General features: G+C 42.5%; 22 protein-coding genes and 1 riboswitch. Of the genes, 4 read left to right on the plus strand and 18 right to left on the minus strand.

Annotated elements, in window-relative coordinates:
• Positions 1–11: 11 nt before the first annotated feature.
• The 8 genes from eutA to ECA01S_RS01315 all read right to left on the minus strand — a co-directional run bounded on the left by eutA (position 12) and on the right by ECA01S_RS01315 (position 6,699).
• A complete protein-coding gene (eutA, locus tag ECA01S_RS01285; protein ID WP_067389899.1) occupies positions 12–1,436 on the minus strand; it encodes an ethanolamine ammonia-lyase reactivating factor EutA in 1,425 nt (474 codons plus the stop codon).
• A gap of 86 nt (positions 1,437–1,522) precedes the next feature.
• Positions 1,523–2,077 carry a sensor histidine kinase gene (locus tag ECA01S_RS14515; RefSeq protein ID WP_245631181.1) on the minus strand — a complete coding sequence of 185 codons (555 nt, stop codon included), beginning with the start codon at positions 2,075–2,077 and terminating at the stop codon, positions 1,523–1,525.
• Positions 1,960–2,973, minus strand: a complete 1,014-nt coding sequence (locus tag ECA01S_RS14520) for a histidine kinase N-terminal domain-containing protein (protein WP_245631182.1) — start codon at positions 2,971–2,973, stop codon at positions 1,960–1,962. The genes ECA01S_RS14515 and ECA01S_RS14520 overlap by 118 nt, the downstream gene beginning before the upstream one ends.
• Positions 2,963–3,535: an ANTAR domain-containing response regulator gene (locus tag ECA01S_RS01295; RefSeq protein ID WP_067389902.1), complete on the minus strand. Its 573-nt coding sequence runs from the start codon at positions 3,533–3,535 to the stop codon at positions 2,963–2,965. The genes ECA01S_RS14520 and ECA01S_RS01295 overlap by 11 nt, the downstream gene beginning before the upstream one ends.
• A 24-nt stretch (positions 3,536–3,559) precedes the next feature.
• The gene (gene eutS, locus ECA01S_RS01300) at positions 3,560–3,907 is read right to left on the minus strand and encodes an ethanolamine utilization microcompartment protein EutS (RefSeq protein WP_067391073.1); all 348 of its coding nucleotides are present in this window, start codon (positions 3,905–3,907) and stop codon (positions 3,560–3,562) included.
• A gap of 166 nt (positions 3,908–4,073) precedes the next feature.
• Positions 4,074–5,198 carry a 1-propanol dehydrogenase PduQ gene (locus ECA01S_RS01305; RefSeq protein ID WP_067389906.1) on the minus strand — a complete coding sequence of 375 codons (1,125 nt, stop codon included), beginning with the start codon at positions 5,196–5,198 and terminating at the stop codon, positions 4,074–4,076.
• A gap of 290 nt (positions 5,199–5,488) precedes the next feature.
• Positions 5,489–5,634, minus strand: a riboswitch (adenosylcobalamin (AdoCbl) riboswitch).
• 43 nt (positions 5,635–5,677) lie between these two features.
• Positions 5,678–6,259, minus strand: a complete 582-nt coding sequence (locus ECA01S_RS01310; protein WP_067389909.1) for a cob(I)yrinic acid a,c-diamide adenosyltransferase — start codon at positions 6,257–6,259, stop codon at positions 5,678–5,680.
• Positions 6,260–6,261: 2 nt separating this feature from the next.
• Positions 6,262–6,699, minus strand: a complete 438-nt coding sequence (locus ECA01S_RS01315; protein WP_067389912.1) for a EutP/PduV family microcompartment system protein — start codon at positions 6,697–6,699, stop codon at positions 6,262–6,264.
• 214 nt (positions 6,700–6,913) lie between these two features.
• Between ECA01S_RS01315 and ECA01S_RS01320 the strand changes: the two genes are divergently transcribed.
• A complete protein-coding gene (locus ECA01S_RS01320) occupies positions 6,914–7,630 on the plus strand; it encodes a GW dipeptide domain-containing protein (RefSeq protein WP_067389915.1) in 717 nt (238 codons plus the stop codon).
• A gap of 107 nt (positions 7,631–7,737) precedes the next feature.
• Here the strand turns inward: ECA01S_RS01320 and ECA01S_RS01325 are convergent, their stop codons facing one another.
• Entirely contained in the window at positions 7,738–8,826 is a 1,089-nt protein-coding gene (locus tag ECA01S_RS01325; protein WP_067389917.1) for a DUF871 domain-containing protein, read from the minus strand.
• Positions 8,827–8,985: 159 nt separating this feature from the next.
• Between ECA01S_RS01325 and ECA01S_RS01330 the strand changes: the two genes are divergently transcribed.
• Complete coding sequence (locus tag ECA01S_RS01330; RefSeq protein ID WP_067389920.1) at positions 8,986–9,747, plus strand: peptidylprolyl isomerase; 762 nt, start codon at positions 8,986–8,988, stop codon at positions 9,745–9,747.
• A 44-nt stretch (positions 9,748–9,791) separates the two neighbouring features.
• On the opposite strand, the gene ECA01S_RS01335 is transcribed toward ECA01S_RS01330, so the two are convergent.
• The gene (locus tag ECA01S_RS01335) at positions 9,792–10,727 is read right to left on the minus strand and encodes an aldo/keto reductase (protein ID WP_067389923.1); all 936 of its coding nucleotides are present in this window, start codon (positions 10,725–10,727) and stop codon (positions 9,792–9,794) included.
• 58 nt (positions 10,728–10,785) lie between these two features.
• Entirely contained in the window at positions 10,786–11,796 is a 1,011-nt protein-coding gene (locus tag ECA01S_RS01340; RefSeq protein ID WP_067389926.1) for a branched-chain amino acid aminotransferase, read from the minus strand.
• A 184-nt stretch (positions 11,797–11,980) separates the two neighbouring features.
• Here ECA01S_RS01340 and ECA01S_RS01345 point away from each other — a divergent pair, with 184 nt between their 5' ends.
• Together ECA01S_RS01345 and ECA01S_RS01350 are read left to right on the plus strand one after the other, a co-directional pair.
• Positions 11,981–13,699 (plus strand): Na/Pi cotransporter family protein, encoded by a 1,719-nt coding sequence (locus ECA01S_RS01345; RefSeq protein ID WP_067389929.1) that lies wholly within the window; start codon positions 11,981–11,983, stop codon positions 13,697–13,699.
• A 106-nt stretch (positions 13,700–13,805) separates the two neighbouring features.
• A complete protein-coding gene (locus ECA01S_RS01350) occupies positions 13,806–14,714 on the plus strand; it encodes a mechanosensitive ion channel family protein (protein ID WP_067389932.1) in 909 nt (302 codons plus the stop codon).
• A 59-nt stretch (positions 14,715–14,773) separates the two neighbouring features.
• Here the strand turns inward: ECA01S_RS01350 and cbpB are convergent, their stop codons facing one another.
• The 7 genes from cbpB to ECA01S_RS01385 all read right to left on the minus strand — a co-directional run bounded on the left by cbpB (position 14,774) and on the right by ECA01S_RS01385 (position 20,262).
• Positions 14,774–15,274, minus strand: coding sequence for a cyclic-di-AMP-binding protein CbpB (gene cbpB, locus ECA01S_RS01355; protein WP_067389934.1), 501 nt, complete (start codon positions 15,272–15,274; stop codon positions 14,774–14,776).
• A gap of 102 nt (positions 15,275–15,376) precedes the next feature.
• A complete protein-coding gene (locus ECA01S_RS01360; RefSeq protein ID WP_067389937.1) occupies positions 15,377–15,892 on the minus strand; it encodes a metallophosphoesterase family protein in 516 nt (171 codons plus the stop codon).
• A 2-nt stretch (positions 15,893–15,894) separates the two neighbouring features.
• Complete coding sequence (gene rph / locus ECA01S_RS01365) at positions 15,895–17,226, minus strand: ribonuclease PH (protein WP_067389940.1); 1,332 nt, start codon at positions 17,224–17,226, stop codon at positions 15,895–15,897.
• Between the two features lie 12 nt (positions 17,227–17,238).
• The gene (racE, locus tag ECA01S_RS01370; RefSeq protein ID WP_067389943.1) at positions 17,239–18,036 is read right to left on the minus strand and encodes a glutamate racemase; all 798 of its coding nucleotides are present in this window, start codon (positions 18,034–18,036) and stop codon (positions 17,239–17,241) included.
• Positions 18,037–18,155: 119 nt separating this feature from the next.
• Positions 18,156–18,812 carry an amino acid ABC transporter permease gene (locus tag ECA01S_RS01375; RefSeq protein ID WP_067389947.1) on the minus strand — a complete coding sequence of 219 codons (657 nt, stop codon included), beginning with the start codon at positions 18,810–18,812 and terminating at the stop codon, positions 18,156–18,158.
• A gap of 14 nt (positions 18,813–18,826) precedes the next feature.
• A complete protein-coding gene (locus tag ECA01S_RS01380) occupies positions 18,827–19,474 on the minus strand; it encodes an amino acid ABC transporter permease (RefSeq protein WP_067389951.1) in 648 nt (215 codons plus the stop codon).
• Positions 19,471–20,262 carry a transporter substrate-binding domain-containing protein gene (locus tag ECA01S_RS01385; protein ID WP_067389954.1) on the minus strand — a complete coding sequence of 264 codons (792 nt, stop codon included), beginning with the start codon at positions 20,260–20,262 and terminating at the stop codon, positions 19,471–19,473. Before ECA01S_RS01385 ends, ECA01S_RS01380 begins: the two co-directional genes overlap by 4 nt.
• Between the last annotated feature and the right edge of the window lie 8 nt (positions 20,263–20,270).

The following is a 20,270-nucleotide window of genomic DNA, read 5'->3' on the forward strand; positions in this document are numbered from 1 at the left end:
TCTTCGCTCCTTTAGTTGAATACTAATGTTTTCACGATCACCGGTAACACAGCGCCGTCAGCAACTGGCTGGCCGATGTCGATATAATCGCCATTTTCTACGCGAACCGAATCCAAGCAGACAAAGGGATAATCTGGTGGCAATTGTGCAAAGAGACTATGGCCCAAGGCTTTTGCCATATCGGCATCCACCATGACAATCAAAGGAATATTTTCCTTAACCAAGGCGGACAGCCCCTTAACGATGCCTTCGCCGTATCGTTGGATATCAGCAAAGCTAGGATTTTTCAAACCTTTTACAGCCAGAGCAATCTTAGGAGTTTCATCAATCCGATGCCAGTTCAGCTTTTCAGTGATTCGCTCAGCCATCGCTTCAGCTGGGAGATTTTCATCATCTGTCGCTATTTTTAGAATCGGCAGATTTTTGATTGGTAGAATCTCTTCTTTATAAGCAATGGTACTGCCACTAACCTCAGCCGTATGAGAACCAGCCCCCACAACCGTCGCGCGAATCGTTTCGGCGGAATGCAGCACTTCTTTTTGAAAAAGTCTTGAGGTGAAAATTTTATTTCCCAGCAAGAGACCAATATCGCCATATCGGAAGGGATCGTCTGGTAACTCTGCCAAACAGTCGGCAACGCCACCGGAAAAGGTAATCGTGGGTATTTCTTCGTCTAGCCGCAAGCCATGGTTGGTAATCAATAAATCGTAGAAAGGACTGCGCTCACCAATGCCAACACTATTTTCCAGTACGTGTACGAGCACTTGAATGATTGGTGCTAATTGTGCTTGGTCCGCTTTAGCCCCTACTCTTATTGGACTATCAATGGCTTCGATAATCGCTTGGACTTTTGGCGCAATATACGTTACCGTCCGCGTGGCTGCCTCAATTTTGATAAGGCGCCCGCCAATATCAAAGCAGGCAGTGTCCATCACTTCTCCATCTTTGAAAACGGCGAGATTACTTGTACCGCCACCAATATCAATATTGGCTACTGGATACCGTTTTTGCTCAGAAAAGGTTTCAGTTCCCGCTCCCTTACCAGCGATAATGCTCTCTAAATCTGGGCCGGCCGTTGCCACTACAAAATCACCAGCGTAGCCGCTGAGGGCTTCTAAAACTTTACTTGAATTACTCTTGCGCGCTGTTTCACCGGTTATGATGACAGCCCCCATTTGAATCTCTTCTTTTTGAATACCGGCCTTTTGATATTGGGCAGCCACAAATTTTTTGATTGGTTCATCATCGATTTCTGTTGGACTCAGCAGCGGAGTGAACATGATATCACTGCGATAGATGACTTCTTTATCTGAGATGGTGATACGTGGAACAGAAAACGCTGAAGCAAAGTTCTCAACAGTCAACTCTGAAAGGACCAACTGGGTCGTTGATGTCCCTAAGTCAATCCCAACTGTAAGTAACTTTTCTTTGCCCATTTTTTTCACTTCCTTCCGCTTTTGATGCAAAAAAAGACACTTAAAGAATAGTAAGAAAAATCTCTACTTTCTTTAAGCGCCTTTGCTTAACGTCGAACAGCATCAATGATGTTCTTTTCAAAATAGAAGCAGGTTTTTGTGCCCTGCTCATTTGATTCAATTTTGATTTTACCTTTGAGCTTGTCCTTGACGTAGCTCGAAACGATCATCAGGCCTAAACTATCTGTGTTCGTAGCCTTCAAATCATAACCGTTACCATTATCTTCCACTGAAATATAAATCAGCCGTTGCTTTTCGTAGCCTCTGATCAAAACAGATCCTTTTTGCTCTGCTTTAAAGGCATGGTCAAAAACGTTTTGAACCAACTCATTTACAATGAGCGAGACAGTCACCATTTGTTCACTTTGAATCATAATCGTCGGATCGACTTCTAAAGAGAGTTCAATACTACGAGAATTGCGAAAAATATGACGGAAGTTGTAAATGACAGCTTCCAGCGTCTGGCTTAATGATACTTGATCCTCTACTTGTTTTGATAGTAATTCGTGCGTGGCGGCAATTGCCATAATACGCGAAACACTTTCACGTAAAACTTTCTTTGCCTCTTCACTTTGGGTGCGCCTTTCCTGAATCCGTAGCAATGAAACCACCGATTGTAGGTTATTTTGACGCGGTGATGAATCTCACGAATGGCGACAGATTTAGAAATAATCTCCGCCTCTTTACTTTTTACCTCGGTGTTATCTTGGATAATCACAACCAGTTTGTGTTCATCTTCAATCCAAATTTTCTTAATCATAAAGAAATAATCAAGATAGGTCGTCTCTAAATCAATAGGCTGATGCGTCGATTGATGTGAGAATTGATATAGCGTATATTCGAAAGTGGTATAATCGAGGGTCAAATTGTCATAGTGCATGCCCACCAATCGATTACGATAGCCTAATCGCTTATAGAGCTTAACCGCAACTTGGTTAGTTAAAAGCAGCTGTCCATTCTGGTTATAGACCAAGATTGCTTCAGGCAGCTGATCTACAACGGAATCATCTAAATGATGCAGTGCTTCGAGTGCTGTAGAGATTTGTGAGTAGCTTTTGATATCCGCCATTGTTTGGCTAGGCTCAACCGCATGCTCAATATCCGTTTCGACGATAATCACTCCGATCGTCCGTTGTGCATTTCGAATTGGATAAATATTTTGCTGAATTGGTCGATTTTCCTGCGAAAGGGCTAAAAGACCAATTGTATTCAAGCTAGTTTCCAGCGTCCGCATCACGCCAGGTTCGTTCTTTAAAAGGGCATCTTGCCCTACGACTTCACTCTGGTATAGTGATGGTTGTTTTTCGGGAAGTTTATGATAAACAACTAGCGCTTCGCGGGTGGTTTCATTAAAGACATCGATAAAGACATCAGAGTTACCATATAATGAGCTTTGTTCTAAATACTCAGCAGTCCGGGCCAGTTCTTTCACATCGGACTCCGTCAGATTTGTATATTCCTGGCATAGTTGGCGCATTTTATCGATTTTAGTCATCATCCATCACGATCAATTCTGCGATTTCTCGCATTGGCGCCCGCTTGTCCATACTTAATTTACGGATCATTTGGTACGCTTCCTCTTCAGAGACATGATTTTCCTTGATCAAAATTCCCTTCGCACGTTCGATGATTTTCCGTTCTTCCAGTTTCCCCTTAAGCTTGTCAATTTCTTTGATTAGCTCTTGCGTCTCTTTCCCACGGGCAATACTCATCTCAATCGTTGGAATCAAGGATTTTTCGTCTAATGGCTTGACAAGATAACCAACTGCGCCAAGCTTTTTGGCTTTTTCAGTGTTCTCAAGATCACTATACGCAGATAAAAAGACGATACTGTCTGCTAATTGATCCTGAATGATTTTCTTTCCTGCCTTTAGACCATCTAAAATCGGCATCTGGATATCCATCAAAACGACATTTGGTCGTGTTCTTCTACACACCTCAATCGCTTCAAAACCATCCGCTGCTTCACCTACTACATCGTATCCGGCCTCACTCAGAATATCCTTTACGTCAAGTCTGGTGATTGGTTCATCATCGACTATCACGATTCTGCCTTTCATTGCCTTCACACCCTCACTGTTTCGCTAAGTTCTAGTTATCTTACAGGTAACCGAAAAACCTAGAATACTGCTAAGACCTTTTATGACTTCTTGCAGTGCTGATTCGACAGAACTGACATCCCCGCTAATCACGACGGATCCACTAAAGCGATCAATGAAACCTATTTGGATATCACCACTTTTGGTTGCAATATCAACGGCGATAATTGCGGCCTCACTTGGTGTAATCGTTAGGATCCCTAGGGCATTACTAGTGCCTTCTGGTAATCCTAGTTTCGTATAAATCTCTTTGTTAGGACTGGCGATGATATGGGCGAGTGTCACCTGTTTACCAGGAACGTATTCCTGAATCATTCGTTGTTTTTCTTCCAACAAGTATCGCTCTCCATTCTATTGCAAATAAAAAATCCCTAATAAAAAAGCCAAAAGATCATCGTCTTTCGTTTCTTATTAAGGAGCTTCTTTGCTCTTCAGTTTTGGAGCACCTCGTTGTGCTATCTGCATTATAGGCTAAGAAAACAAGTGAGTCAACCGCTTTTTATGAAATCGTTTCAATTATTTTTTTGACATCTTCCAAGGATGCTCTTCGTGGATTTGTGCTGGTACAACCGTCGGCTAAGGCTGCTAACGCAATGGCATCTTGCTCTTGGCTGATGGTTTCACGCGGCAAGCCGAATTCTGTTAAAGTTGCCGGCATGTCTAATTTTTGACGTAACTGTTTCACTGCACGGATTAAATTCTGGACACCCATTCTAGGATTTTTAGTTGATTCACCCAAGCAGTTTGCCAACGCCGTATACCGTTTAGCCGCGTAGTTATCAGCTGTATAGTGTGCTAAATCAGCGTTGTATTCGATGACAGTCGGCAACAAAATTCCATTCATGCGACCATGCGGAACATGCAAACGTGCTCCTGCAGCATGAGCGATCCCGTGATTCAAACCTAAGGAGGTCAAATTAAAGGCCATTCCAGCCATACAAGAGGCTAAGTGCATATTCGCTCGCGCTTGACGATCAGTTCCGTCACGATAAGCCTTTTCCAAATTATCAAAGACTAGCTTTACGACCTTTTCAGCAAAAGCATCGGCCACTAGATTTGCCTCAGTCGAAACGTAGGCTTCTAAGACATGCGTCAAGACATCCATCCCGGTATCGGCAGTAATCTTAGGGGGTACACTCATCACAAGATTCGTATCTAAGATGGCGATATCCGGTTGAATTTCATCTGTTACCAGCGGATATTTTGTTGCGGTTTCTGGTACGGTGATAACAGCGAAATTGGTTACCTCAGATCCGGTACCACTCGTGGTGGGAATAGCGATAAAGGTTTCGATTTCCGTCTTCAACGTACGTTTACCAAAGTATTTCATGGCTTTAGCAGCGTCGATGGCAGACCCGCCGCCGATTGCCACAATAACGTTGGCGCCAAAACGATTCATGGCTTTGATGCCGGCAACTACTTTTTCAATTGGGGGATCGGGCACGATATCACTGAAAATCAGATATTCATTTGCCGATAGATAGCTGGTAATTTCTTTAGACAAACCCGATTCAACAATGAATGGATCTGTCACAACAAATATTTTTTTCCCTTGGATCGTCTCCAATTCTTTTAGCGCATCATCTCCGACCCAAAGCTGTGTGGAAAAATGAATTTTTTCCATGTTCTTCCCTCCTTCAATTATTCGCAAAAATCAAAAAAGACGCTTCAAACAAACGTAACGAATGTTTGAAGCGTCTTTGCTTCTTTGTATACCCCATTGTACACCGACTTTTACAGGTCATACTGTACAACGGATTATTTTACTTGTCAACATAAAAAAGGAAAGCAGCGGTACATCATTGTACTTGTTCACTCTTTCAGCGTTGAAAGACCAGCCCGTTCTCCTTCTGCACAGCTATGTGCAAGTCTCAATCAACTCCGAGGGCTGGATTTTTCACCTTAGGGTGTAAGAAGAAACATCCTGTTTAGCCTCGAAACAGCATGCCCGATAATGAAAAGCGGAAAGACCTGACTTAGAGCATTGTGCTCATCACAGTGGCGGGACCGTGTTAGATTTTCACTAACTTCCATCCGTATTTTTCATAGAGTCTGATTGATTAAGTTGACTTTAGCACATTTTGGTTACGATTTCAAGCTTGTTTAAAGTCCATCCTTTTTGATACTGTGAAAGACTTTCTCACCGCGTTCATAAAAGACATCTTCCACACCCTCGCGTACATTGATTACGCGGGCAACTGCATAAAAATAATCGGAAAGACGGTTTACAAACATGATGACTTCCCCATTCAATTTTGCGGTCCAGCTAAGTCGAACGATTTGTCGCTCAGCCCGTCGTGCAATGGTTCGCGCCATATGCATCATGCTGGCACCTTGACTGCCTCCAGGAAGAATAAAGCGTTCGATATCTGGCGCTTCAGCCGTGTAGCGATCAATTCGTTCCTCTAGCCACGTAACACTCTCCCCTTCAAGTTTCAAGGGACGCTCTGCCTCTAGCGGCGTTGCTAAGTCTGTGCCAACATCAAATAAAAATTGCTGAACTCGTTTCAATTCTTGCTTTAATTCTGAGTGCTGATCTGACAACATACTGATGGAAAAACCTAGCCAAGAATTTAATTCATCCACTGTCCCATAACTTTCAACCCGATCAGAGTCCTTAGAAACTTGGCTACCTCCAACCAGCTTGGTCATACCTTTGTCACCCGTTTTTGTATAGATTTTCATTATTATTCCTCCAATTCATGTATAAATTTCGCTAATTCAGGTACGCCTGCTCCTGTGAAAGCAGACACTTCAAAAATTTCACTTGCGCCGGCTTGCACCAACTGATTCCGCACCCAAGCTAGTTGACCTTCTTCTGCCTGGTCGATTTTTGTGACGATTCCGACAATCTTCTTTGGAAAAATCGTGCCGAAGCCTGGGGAGAAGATTTGACTTTGCTCCGTCACGCTTTGCACTAAACCAATCACGCGGGCATCAGCTGCCGTCACATTTAACGCATTATAATATTGCCGATGTAAAATAAATTCGCCAGGCGTATCAATCAATTCTGGCAGAAAGGTCACTGCTTGCGTTTTCTGATAACGCAGTTCTTCTCCCTGAATGGCCTGGCAGAGGGTTGTTTTGCCACAGCCAACAGCGCCCATCAAAATTATTTTTTTCATTTTGTAACCTCCAATTCGCAAAAAAAGCCTAAAGCGAGGGTATTCGCTTTAGGCTTCATCACCTGTTTCAATGTACCTCATTGTACATTCCTTATTTGCCTTCATACTACCGTGAGGACTTTGAGTTGTCAAGGGTGAATCATCTAGAATGAATAGGGTTTCATTTGGCGAAAACGGCATTTAGGCGTATCATAAATGCAAGGAGGAGAGGTTAATGAAAAAGGTTAGAATCATCTTAGTTGCCGTAATTTTGATGATGGGTTTACAGGTCAGTCCTGTCGGGGCAGCTACCAAGTATTATACGAGTAAAGATATCCCTGACGTACAAAAAGAGGTCTTCAAAAAAGGCACCACAATCTGGGATCGGGGCTATGTCAAGGGCGCCAAGAAGCGCGGAACGACTACTAGCTATCTCTATCAATCATTAAAAATTACTAGAGAAACAAAAAATAAAAGTGGCACTTATTGGAAAGTCTACAAAGGGAAAAAATATCTAGGCTGGGTCAACAAAAATGCGTTAGGCGCCGTAGAAACCATCAAATACAAAAAAGTTGCAAAACCCTATAAGCAAATCGTGACAGCCTCAAATAGCACCATTTGGTCCAAACCTTATGTCAAAGGTGCTAAGAAATCTGCAAACTCAAAACAGTTTCTAAACAAGGAAGTCACAATCAAACAAGAAGCAACCACAAAATATGGGACCTATAAAAAAATCTATCAAAGTAATGGCAAACTGATTGGCTGGCTTTATGCCAATGGCGCTAAAACCAAGGTGGTAAACGGTAAAACGGTTTATATCGCTCCAAACAGCGGCAAGAAGTATCATTTTGACAAGAACTGTCGCGGCTTAAAGGCCGCCAAAAGTATCAAAACAATGAAACTTCCGGAGGCACAAAAAGCAGGTTACACCTTATGCAGATTTGAAGACTAGCCAATCTATACTGGCAAGCTTCATCTTTAAGATAGTCTAAAAAAAAGCTGGCATTCCCTCATTTATTCGTAAAAACCCCGATGACATACAGTCACCGGGGTTTCGTTTTAGTTTTGAATTAATTTGAAGGAAGACCATGGTTTTAGGAATTCCAACAAGAACAATTCGTCATCAGAAATGCGCCCTACTACATTGACGCGTCCGTCATTTTTCATTTCTTTCAAGGCAATTTGTGTTTCGCCTTTGTATTGACCATAGCCAACGTTATCAATTAAGACGTCACCGCGCGTCATATCACGAGTGTTGTGAGCTGGGAATGGCAAATCTTTGTATTTTACCCGTGTCCAAGTAGAACGTAGGATATATTCAGAGCGATCGCCACGGTAGCTGTGTAGATTGTTGAATAAAACTTCTTTTTCATCATCTGTGATGTCTTCAGCTACATCAACTTTGATAGAAGGATATTCTGCATTGAAGGCTTCAGCCATTGCTTTCAATTCTTCTTCAGAGGCGTAGGCATTCCCCACCGTGATATCATCGATTAAGCCAGTTAAGACTAAATGTTTTACTTGAGTGGCAATTTCCAAGTCGCGATGGTCCTCTAGTGTACATAGACCATCTTGTGTTGGCCAAGGACCAAACGTTGCGGCATGTGAGTTAACAAAGGCCATGGTGTTCAAGTTATAGTGGCGGAATTGATTAGAGCAATACACAAAGTGATCATAGCTCAAGCCAGAATAACGATGCGGATAGAAATTATGAGAACCAATCAAGTTGTTGGTATTAGGCGAGTAGCTCATGATATTGTCCACGTAGCGCGTACCTTGGCTCATATTAATTTCGATTTTTAAATTATAAGGATTACGAGTCATTTTCGCTTCTTCAGCCCCAGTGAAACCTAGGTCAAGACGAATACCATCTGCGCCCATTTCATGGAAGAAACTCAAGTCATCGTAAGAGATCTCTAATTGTTCAAACAAGGCTGGATTGATGTCTACCATCACTTCCATGTCTAAGCTATTAGCATAATCCACAACAGCTTTAAATTCGCCTAAGACTTTTTCTTTGTCTTCTTTGATTTGCAGCAAGCTAGTAAAGACCCGCTTAAAACTATATTTATGTGCTAAATCTAAATACGCTTTGTCCTTTTCAAATGTTGAACGTTCTGGATAAATTGAAATACCAAGTTTTCCCATCGTGAAACCTCCAAATTTCATTATAATGAATACACTTTCAATTATAGCAAAGTGTTGGGAATTGTCTAGACCTTTCCCTCGAAATGTTTCATTTTTTTGTGGTTCTTTTCTCATTAGTTTGTTACACTTAATTAGAGAATGTTTAAAAGGAGTGTCTAAATGACGATCAAATCAATGTCCAAATGGGCCGCTTTAGCTGGTCTGACCCTATTATTAGCCGCTTGTGGTGGCGGCAACACCGCAACAAGTGATAGCAGTTCCGCTACAAGCGGATCAGAAACCCAAACAACAGAATCTTCTGTTGATTTGAATGCACTAGATTTACCTCAGCTTGATAAAGAAGTTAAAGACAATGAGTCTGTTGTCGAAATGAAAACCAGTGAAGGCAATATCAAAATCAAGCTATTCCCTGAGATTGCACCGAAAGCCGTGGAGAATTTCATGACGCATGCAAAAGACAAGTATTATGACGGTGTCACTTTCCACCGCGTGGTCGAAGACTTTATGATTCAATCTGGAGATCCTAAAGGTGACGGGACTGGCGGCGAAAGCATCTGGGGCGAACCTTTCGAGATGGAAATTTCTAAACAACTTTATCATTTACGTGGAGCCTTATCTATGGCTCGTTCACAAGACCCAGTTTCACAGGGCAGCCAATTTTTTATCGTGCAAAATCACGATGATGTTTCTGATGGACGCTTAGATACTGAGTATCCGCAAAAAATCATCGATGCCTATAAAGACGGCGGTGTACCCCAGCTAGATTCACAATACACTGTCTTCGGGCAAGTCATTGAAGGCATGGATGTTGTGGATAAAATTGCTGCCGGTAAAGTAGAGGCTTCCTCAAGTGGTGAAATGTCCAAACCAGTTGATCCTGTTAAAATCGAAACCATCGAGATCATTCAAGAAGCAAAATAGTCAATAACGAAAAACGGACCAGTGAATAACACTGGCCCGTTTTTTTATGCTGGTAATCCTTGAAATAGCTTATCAATTTGCTGATATTCAGCTGGTGAGAGTTGAACATTATTGGCAGCGACTAGTCCCGCCACCTGTTCAGGTGTACGAGCGCCTGGAATAACGGCGGCCAACGCGGGGTTCATCATATACCACGCTAAAACGACTTGGAGCGTAGCGACCTGATGAGACTCTGCTAGCTGCGCTACCTCTGCTAATCGCTCAAGAATCGCTTGATAGCGTACTCCTTGAAAGTTGACTTTCCTACTGCGAGGGTCATCTTTTCCAAACGTCATGTCTGGTGTATATTTACCCGTTAGCAAGCCACTTTCCAATGGAAAATAAGGAATAAAACTGATTTGCTGCTCCTTAAAATAAGCAAAATTTTGCTCTGCTTGGCGCGCTAGCAAACTGTAATGATCCTCCACGACATCTACTAGACCATTTTGGTTGGCTTCCTTGATTTGTGCCTCACTAAAGTTGGAAACTCCAATCGCTTTGAGCTTACCCGCCTCGCGCATTTCTGCCAATGCTCCGACAGCTTCCGCTTTGTTGGTATCCTCATCGGGAAAATGGATGTAGAATATGTCGATATAATCCGTTTGAAGCCGCAACAAAGCCTCGTCAACGGAGCGCTTTAAGAAGTCGGGATGATTATTCATCACGATTTCACCGCTGGATAGATCATGGGCTGCTTTATCGGCAATCACAACTTGCTCCCGCGGAAATTGCTGCAGCACTTCCCCAATCAATTCTTCTGAGCGCCCTTTTCCATATATAAAGGCTGTATCCAATAGTTGAACAACTTGCTCCAAGGCTGCAGTTACGACTTCTCTGCCGATTTCATCTTGTAATTCAGAAAAAAGGTTATGACCGCCGACTTTATTCGTGCCTAAGCCTAGTGGTTTAACTAAAACCTTGCTTTTACCGATCTGGTTCATTACTATTCCCCCTTTTCTCAAGGATAGAAGAAAGCATCCTAAACCCCAAATGATTTGCTTACGCCAACTTGGTAATCCAGCCAGCTGGTGCAGGCCGGTCGCCAAACTGGATACCCGTTAACTCTTCATAAAGTGCCATAGTCATTGGACCAACTTCGGTTTCACTATAAAACACGTGGTAGTCATCGCCATATTGAATCCCCGCAATCGGTGAAATCACTGCGGCAGTCCCACAGGCTCCGGCTTCACTAAAACGATCAAGATCATCAATATAGACATCGCCCTCCACTGCTTTTAAGCCCAAACGTTCTTCTGCGATTTGTAGCAGCGAATATTTGGTGATACTTGGTAAAATAGAAGGTGATTTAGGGGTAATAAAGCTGCCGTCTTTCGTAACACCAAAGAAATTAGCAGAGCCTACTTCCTCAATCTTCGTATGGGTGGCAGGATCTAAGTAGATACAATCAGAAAAATGATTGGCTTTGGCTTCTTGCCCTGGCAAAAGACTTGCCGCATAATTGCCGCCAACTTTGGCAGCTCCCGTTCCGTAAGGTGCCGCCCTATCGTATTCGGAAACGATAAAAGGTGTTGGAACTAAACCGCCCTTAAAGTAGGCACCTACTGGCATACAAAAAACAGTAAAAATGAATTCTTTGGCCGGATGAACGCCAATCATATCTCCGACACCAATCAAAAGTGGTCTTAGATAAAGTGTCCCGCCCGTGCCATAAGGAGGAATAAATGCTTCGTTGGCTTTCACTACTTCTTTGACGGCTTCAATAAACACGTCTTCGGGGACTTCTGGCATCAATAGGCGGCGTGCGCTTCGGTTTAGTCGCTTGGCATTCTCTTCAATACGAAAGAGATTAATACTACCATCTTGACAGCGATAGGCTTTCAAACCTTCAAAACATTGTTGCCCATAATGTAACGCAGGAGATGCTTCACTGATTACCAGTTGGTTATCTTCTGTTAAACCACCTGCATCCCACTGTCCTTCTTTCCAATGTGTACGGTAACGATACGGGGTCTTTATATAGCCAAAACCGAGATTTTCCCAGTCGATCATTGCCTCTCCTCCTTTGTTTTTTTGTCATTGTATCATAAAATGAGAAGGATTTTGTCGTTTTTTCATGCAGAAGATAGTTTTCACTTCCAATTGTTAGTCTTTGTTTGAAATCTTGTTTACAACAAAACCAATTTTCTATATGATGGATTTGATAGTGATTTCATTAAGTTAAGGAGGAACAAGAGTGTCCTATCAAGAAATGATATTCTCCTTTTTAGGAGGACTAGGAATTTTTCTGTTTGGGATCAAATACATGGGCGATGGCTTGCAAAAGTCGGCTGGCGATCGTTTGCGTGAAATCCTGAACAAATTTACATCAACGCCCTTTCGTGCTGTTTTAGCCGGAATCATCGTAACAGGCTTGATTCAAAGTAGTTCTGGTACGACTGTTTTAGCGGTTGGCTTAGTAAGCGCTGGTTTCATGACACTAAAGCAAGCGATTGGGGTTATTATGGGGGCCAATGTCGGTACTACCGTAACCGCTTTTATTATCGGTTTTAATCTTAGTGCCTATGCGCTACCCATCATCGGAGTAGGCTCATTACTGCTTTTCTTTTCAAAAAGAGAAACCGTCAACAATATCGGGCAGATTCTTTTTGGTTTCGGTTGTTTATTTTTCGGACTGAAGCTTATGGGGAATGGGATGGCACCACTGAAGGACCTACCACAATTTAGTCAATTAATGGTAGACGTTTCTCACCACCCGATTTTAGGCGTGGGAATTGGAACGCTGTTGACGATGGTCTTACAGAGTTCTAGTGCCACTATTGGTATTTTACAGCAATTGTATAGCCAAGGTAGTTTGGAATTAACTGCTGCGTTACCTATTCTATTTGGTGACAACATCGGTACCACCATCACCGCAATTATCGCTGCTTTAGGCGCTAGTGTTGCGGCAAAACGGACCGCTGGTTCTCACGTTATTTTCAATTTAGTAGGCGCGGTAATTTTCACGTTACTACTAACACCTTTTACTCATGTTATTATTTACCTAACAAACTTATTAAATCTTAATCCTAGCATGCAAATTGCGGTGGCCCACGGCCTGTTTAACGTGTCAAATCTGTTGATTCAATTCTGGTTTATCAATCAAATTGCCTATATTGTAACAAAACTAGTACCTGGTAAAGATACCACGATTGATTTCAAACCATCTAGCTTGAATGAAGCCATTATTCATACTTCTCCTGCCTTAGCATTAAATCAGGCGAAAATGGAATTACAGCAAATGGGTGAATATGTTTTAGGAATTTATGATGCTACCTTCAATTACTATGAAAAACAGAACGATGTCGATAAAGAAAATGCGATTCAATATGAAACTGCCATCAACGACATGGATTATCGACTAACCGAATATCTCGTTCAAGTTGCCTCGGTTGAATTGTCACAGGCAGAGAGTCGCGAGCAATCTATGATGATGGAAATGACCAAAGATTTGGAACGGATTGCGGATCACTGTGGCAATATCATCAATAGTATCAGTGATGCCGTAAAACTTGAGAAAAAGCAACAAGCTCGTGAAAAACGCGAGAAAAAAGCTTCTCATCGCGATACAACGATTCTCTATGACAAAGATATGGTCCTGCTGTTTGAAAAAGTGAAGAAAAACATCCGCGATACTTTTATCGCTTATGAAAATGATGATCAAGAGTTGGCACAGCATATTTTGACTCGTGAAACTCAAATCAACGAAATGGTGGAACTACTTCGTAAAAAGTATATTCGTATGCTCAACGAAGGTGAAGGCCGCGCTGCTGATGGTGTCTTATTTATCGATGCTGCCTCCAATCTGGAGCGCATGAGCGACCGCGCTGTTCATATTGCCAAATATGTGTTAGGTGAGCGTTATGGTACAGAAGCCATTACGATCGACCACCCTATCCAACCAGTCATTCAATAGACAACAAAAACCAGTTCAATTGCGAACTGGTTTTTTCTTGTAGATATAGTTGATAGTAGCATTCCTTTTTTCTTCTTGTTAAAATAAAACGGAAGGGATTGATCACATGTTTTTACTACAAGCGACAACTGATTCTACGGCGCCGCAAATTATTGAAGAGGCCACCAAAAATGTCAATGCTTTGGCACGTTGGTGGGACAATATCGACTGGGATGCTTTGATCGCCACAATTATTGACAAGGGCATCATGTTACTCCTGCTGATAGTTCTATTCGCGATTATTAATCGTGCGGGTAAAAAGATTATCGATAAAACTTACAAGCGTTACAGTCAACGACAAAACGTCAGTACCGGTAGACTTGATACAATTAATACGTTAATCAACAATGTATTCCAATATACACTCTTTTTCTTTCTAATTTATTCCTTGCTTTCCGTTCTGGGCGTACCTGTTGGGTCATTATTGGCTGGAGCCGGGATTGCCGGGGTTGCCATTGGGCTAGGAGCTCAAGGATTTATGACTGATATTATTACTGGGTTGTTTATTTTAATTGAACAGCAGATGGATGTAGGCGATTATATTCGCCTCTTGAATCTTGGGATTGAAGGTACCGTCACCAGCGTCGGCATCCGCAGCACACAATTAAAAGGGGCGGACGGCACCATTCACTATATTCCTAACCGGAACATTACCACCATCAGTAATACTTCCCGTGCAAATATGCAAATTCTTATCGACGTTCGCATTATTCCTGATGAAGGATATGATAAGATTCAAACGATTATCGAGTCCGTCAATGAAAAATTAGCGCCAAAATATGAAGAGCAAATTCAAACAGGTCCAACTTTATTTGGACTGGTTGATTTAGGCAACGGTAACTTTGCCATTCGCACAATTATGTATGTATTGAACGGCCAGCAATTTGCTATCAAAGAAGACTTTCTATCAGAGTATGTCAGCGAATTGAGTCAAGCCGGCTTTACCATTCCCAACACCCCGATTGTCTTACCATAAAAAAAGCTCCACCTTAGCCCGAGTATGCTATGGTGGAGCTTTTATTTTATGTTTATTTTTTATCCTACCTTCAGCTTAGGATCACTGGCTTGTGGATCTAAGCGTGGTAAAACGATATTACGTCGTTCCAACTCGTGAACCATGTGATTGACAGCTTTCAGGATTTCTTTACGGGTGATGATCCCTTTGAAGCAGCCCTTCTCATCCACAACGGATAGGAATGATTCATCTACTAGCAAATGCAACACATCCTCTAATTCCCACTTCTCAGGAATTGTGGCAACCTGTGTCTCCATCACATCCGCAACTGTCTTCTCCGCCAGCTTTTCCATACTGACTTCTGACAAGTCCATCATTTGCTCGACAATGTCAGACAAGCTGACCAGTCCCACTAACACGTCTTCTTTATCAAGCACTGGTATTTTTGAATATTTGACCTTTGACAACACTAGCAAGGCGTGGCTCAAAGGATGAGTCGCATTCAGGTTCGCGACATTCTCAGCAGGAATCAAAAAAGTATCTTGTTCCAGTAATAATTCTTCTACAGCAGGTCCAATCATGGATATGCCTCCATTCGTTTATTCCCAACAACCTCTATTGTAACGAAAACGGATGCAAAAATCTCACAATTCACATTTTTTTCATATGGTATTAGAAAAAATTTAGTCTTTTGCTAAAGAAAAGTGCAGATCTGGCAAAGGTTGAAAATCGCGTCCGTAATATTGAATGTCATAATGGTCGGCTTCACTATCCACGATAGCATAGGCTTGAAACTGAAGCGGTCCTCTCGGCTGCGAAATACTGCCAGGGTTCAAAAAGAGGCGACCTTTGACTACTTCGCAACCAATCATATGGGTGTGCCCAAAAAAGACGATATTAGCATCATTTTCCGCAGCAGCATTCATTAGCTGCATCAAACCAAAGCGAACATTTTTTAAATGTCCATGAGTGATATAGATGGTATCCTCACCTACTTGCTTCACTTGTTCAATTGGAAAATCACCTTGATAATCGCAATTACCGCGTACAACAGTCACGCCTTCCCAAACGGGATCATCCAACATCAATTCAGAATCGCCACAGTGAAAAATAGCGTCTACTTTTCCGCGATATTCTTCAAATAACTTCACTAGGATCTCACGGTCCCCGTGGTTGTCACTTACAATTAGATAACGCATTCTTATCCCTCCAGCCATGCTTGCCACTGATTTTGCAGTTTCTTGATTGCTTGCCCGCGGTGGCTGATTTCATTTTTCCGTTCTGGTGTTAATTCGGCCGCTGTTTTACCTTCAGCAGGCACATAAAACAAAGGATCATAACCAAAGCCATCTGACCCTGACGGAATATTAGCAATCTCTCCAGGCCAATTAGCCTCCACCACCAAGCTAGCTTTCCCAGGAGCAGCGAAAACCAGCGTACAGTGGAAATGGGCACTTCGTTTTGCGTCTGGAAATTCAGCTAATTCTGCCAGCAATTTGGCATTATTCGCCGCATCACTTTTCTCTTCGCCAGCAAAACGAGCCGAATAAACGCCTGGCATGCCATCTAAGGCATCCACGACCAAGCCGGAATCATCTGCTAAAACCGGACGATCCAATAGCTGCGCAATCGTTTCAGCCTTCAAACGTGCATTTGCTTCAAAGGTGGTTCCTGTTTCAGCAACATCTGGAATTTCCGGGAAGTCCAGCAAGGTTTTGACTTGATAGCCACTAAATAGTGCATGGAACTCGCGGGCTTTTCCAGGATTGCGGGTAGCAATCACGATTTCTTTGTCAGAGGCTGGAGCAATTTCTGTTTTCATTAGGGCTTCTTTTTGGAAAGCAATCAGATCTTCGATTCCTTTTTTACCGTAAAAAAGCATTTCATTCAACTGCTCACCAGTAAAAGTGGCTTCTTCGCCGGTGCCCTGTAACTCGACAAAACGACCACTTTCAGTCATGACAATATTCATATCGACTTCTGCCGATGAGTCCTCCACATAATCTAAATCAAGTGCTGTCGTTTCACCTGGCAGGATACCCACACTGACCGCCGCCAAATGTTCTTTGATTGGATCCTCCGTTAACGTGCCTTGCGCTAGCATTTTTTCTACGGCCAATTTCAACGCCACAAATGCGCCGGTGATACTTGCCGTCCGTGTGCCGCCATCGGCTTGAATCACATCGCAATCGACCATGATACTGCGTTCACCTAGCTTCTCTAAATCAATAATTGCTCGTAAAGCTCGACCAATCAAGCGTTGGATTTCCATTGTACGCCCGCTCAATTTTCCTTTGGCGCTTTCGCGGATATTCCGCGTATTGGTAGCGCGTGGTAACATGGCATACTCTGCGGTAACCCAACCAGTTCCTCCACCTCTCAAGAAAGGCGGTACCCGGTCTTCAACAGTAGCTGAACAAATGACCTGGGTATCCCCAAAAGAAATAACTACCGACCCTTCCGGATGTTTGAAGACATTGGTCTCAATCGTTACTTTTCTTAGCTCATCAATTTTTCGTCCGTCGTGACGCACAAAATCCACTCCTTATAAATCAATATGTTGAACATTTAAATCCTGTAATTCTAGCCAATCATTGGCAATCTGCTCAAACATCTTGGCAGACCCCGTTGTATAAAATTCGTGGGGTGCCACTGCTTGCGGTCCGCTAGCAATGTTAAAGTAGTCCAGCAGCACGCTGACCTCGCTCACGGTTTCAGCACCTGAATCAATTAAACGGACTTGATCCCCCACCACATTTTGAATGATAGGTCTTAATAATGGGTAATGGGTGCAGCCCAAAATTAAGGTATCCATTTTCGTATTTAGTAAAGGTCGCAGCGTTTCCGCAACTACCTTCTTTGCCACTGAAGAATGATACTCGCTACTTTCCACCAGTGGCACAAAGCGCGGACAGGCCAGTGGAAAAATTGTAGTTTCTGGTACTTTAGAAGTCAATGCATGCTCATAAGAACGACTCTTAATCGTTCCCTGTGTGCCGATTACTGCCACGCGTCCTGCTTTGGTATTACGTAAAGCAGCCCGACTACCTGGCAATATTACGCCTACGACCGGTATCGGCAAGGCTTCCTTTATTTCCTCAAGGGCGACCGCTGTTGCAGTATTGCAGGCTATCACCAGCATCTTAATATTTTTAGCTAATAAGAAACGGGTCATTTCCCAGGTGAACTGAATGACCTGTTCCGCTGGTCGCGGACCATAGGGACAACGCGCTGTATCGCCTAAATAAATAACACGTTCATTTGGTAACTGTTTCAAAGCTTCCTTAACGACGGTCAAACCGCCAACACCAGAATCAATGAAACCAATCGCTTGATTATTCATTTCTCAACCTCAGTTCTAGTATGTTCCTATTTTCGCCTTTTTTGGCAAATATTTCAAGCCCACGTGTTCAGGCAAAGAAAAAACACCCTCGCAAGGGCGTTTTTCAGCGATGGAAGCTATTAATAATTGTAGCGACGTTTTTCCAAGAAGTCTGCCGCCAATGACAAGGCATAACAAACAACAAAATAAAGAATCGTCATAGCTAGAAACATCGGCAGTACATAATTAGTGTTCTGTCCATAAATGATTTTGGCATTGTGGGTCAATTCCGGCAGCGAGATAATAACCGCTAGGGAAGTATCCTTGATTAAGGCAATAAATTGACTCAGAATGGCTGGAATCATCGACTTCAACGCCTGTGGTAACACAATCAGGCGCATCGTCTCCCCATAGGTCAAACCGGTGGAAAGTCCCGCTTCTAACTGTCCTTTAGGCACAGCGTTTAAGCCAGCCCGAATAACTTCAGATAGCATAGCAGACTCAAAAATAGTCAAGGCAGCCACGGCCGCCCAGAAGATATTTAACCTAATGCCGACTTGCGGTAAGGCAAAGTAGGTGAAAAAGATAATCAGCAATAGTGGTAAATTTCGAATCACATCGGTAATGACCCCGACGATTTTAGAAACAATCGGTACATCCATATACCTTACTAGCCCGATGAGTCCGCCAATAATAAAACTAAAGATAATGGAGATCAAGGCAACTTCGACTGTTACTTTCAACCCTTCTAACAGGAAGCGTATATTGATCCATGAAAATGCATTGATAAAATCCATTTAACTTCCTCCTTCTAGGTGCGTACAGCCCAACGTTTTTCAAGATACACCATCAAATAAGATAGTGGTAATGTCAAAATCAGATAGAATAAAGCCACAATAATATAGGTATCAAAGGTGTTAAATGTTTCGCTGGCAATCAAGTCCCCTTGATACATTAAATCTAAACCCGCGACCATCGCGAGAATGGAAGAGTTTTTCACTAGGTTGATAAATTGATTCCCTAGCGGTGGAATTACGATCTTAAAGGCCTGGGGCAACACGATATAACGCATCGTCTCCGAATAAGTAAATCCAGAAGACAGTCCTGCTTCCATTTGGCCCACGGGCACCGACTGAATCCCAGCTCGAACGGTTTCCGCGATAAATGCCGACGTGTAAATCGTCAAACCAATCGTACCTGCTTGGAAGCCGTCAAAGGAAATCCAATACAACGGTACAACGATATAGAAGAACATCACGATAATCAACAGCGGAATGTTACGGAAAAATTCCACATAGGCTTTGGCAACACCCTTTAATACTTTATTATGGGAGAGCTGAAAAATCGCGAACAAAGTCCCGATAATCAAACTAAAAATTAACGCTAAAAAACTAGAAAAGAGCGTGTATTTGAATCCTTCGAAAAAGGTCCCGGAGTATTGTTGGAATAACTGAATCATTTTTCCGCCTCCTTCTCAAACCATTTGTTGTAAATTTTGTCGTATTCACCATTCTGATGTAACTGTTCAAGTGCGGCGTTAACACCCTTTACAAAAGGTTCTTGTCCTTTATTAATGGCAATACCATAAGGTTCATCCGTAAAGTTTCCTCCAGCCAGCTCATAATTAGGATTTTCTGCCGCCATTCCTAACAAAATCGCATTATCCGTTGTCATAGCATCTCCTTGACCGGATTGTAAAGCCGTAAAAGCCTCCGCATAGTTTTCCAGTTCCAAAATTTTTGCATCTGGCGCATGCTCGCGAATATTAATAGCTGAAGTTGAGCCCTTTACGGCTAAAACAGTCGTATCCGCATTTAAATCATCGACACTTTTAATTGGGCTACCTTTTTTCACTAATAAAGATTGACCAGCGTCGAAATAAACCTCAGAAAAGTCTACTTGCTTTTTCCGGTCTTCGGTAATCGTCATGGTGGCAATAATGGCATCAATATTGCCATTTTTTAATAGTGGAATCCGGGTTTTTGATGTCACCTCAACAAATTGTGCATTGTCAGCAGAACCAGTTAATTCCTTCGTAATCGCCTTAGCGATATCGATATCAAAACCTTCTACTTCACCAGTTTCCACATTGATCATGCCAAACAAACGAGTGTCGTATTTTACTCCCCATGTAATAGTTGGACTTTTATCCAAACGGGACATGATATCCTCATCTGCGACATTTTTGCCACAGGCCCCTAGAAGAAAAAGTCCTAAAAAAAGAAACAGCGTTGTTAGTTTCTTCATATAGTTTC

Source organism: Enterococcus canis NBRC 100695 (assembly GCF_001544375.1).
In the GTDB taxonomy this organism is placed as follows: domain Bacteria; phylum Bacillota; class Bacilli; order Lactobacillales; family Enterococcaceae; genus Enterococcus_H; species Enterococcus_H canis.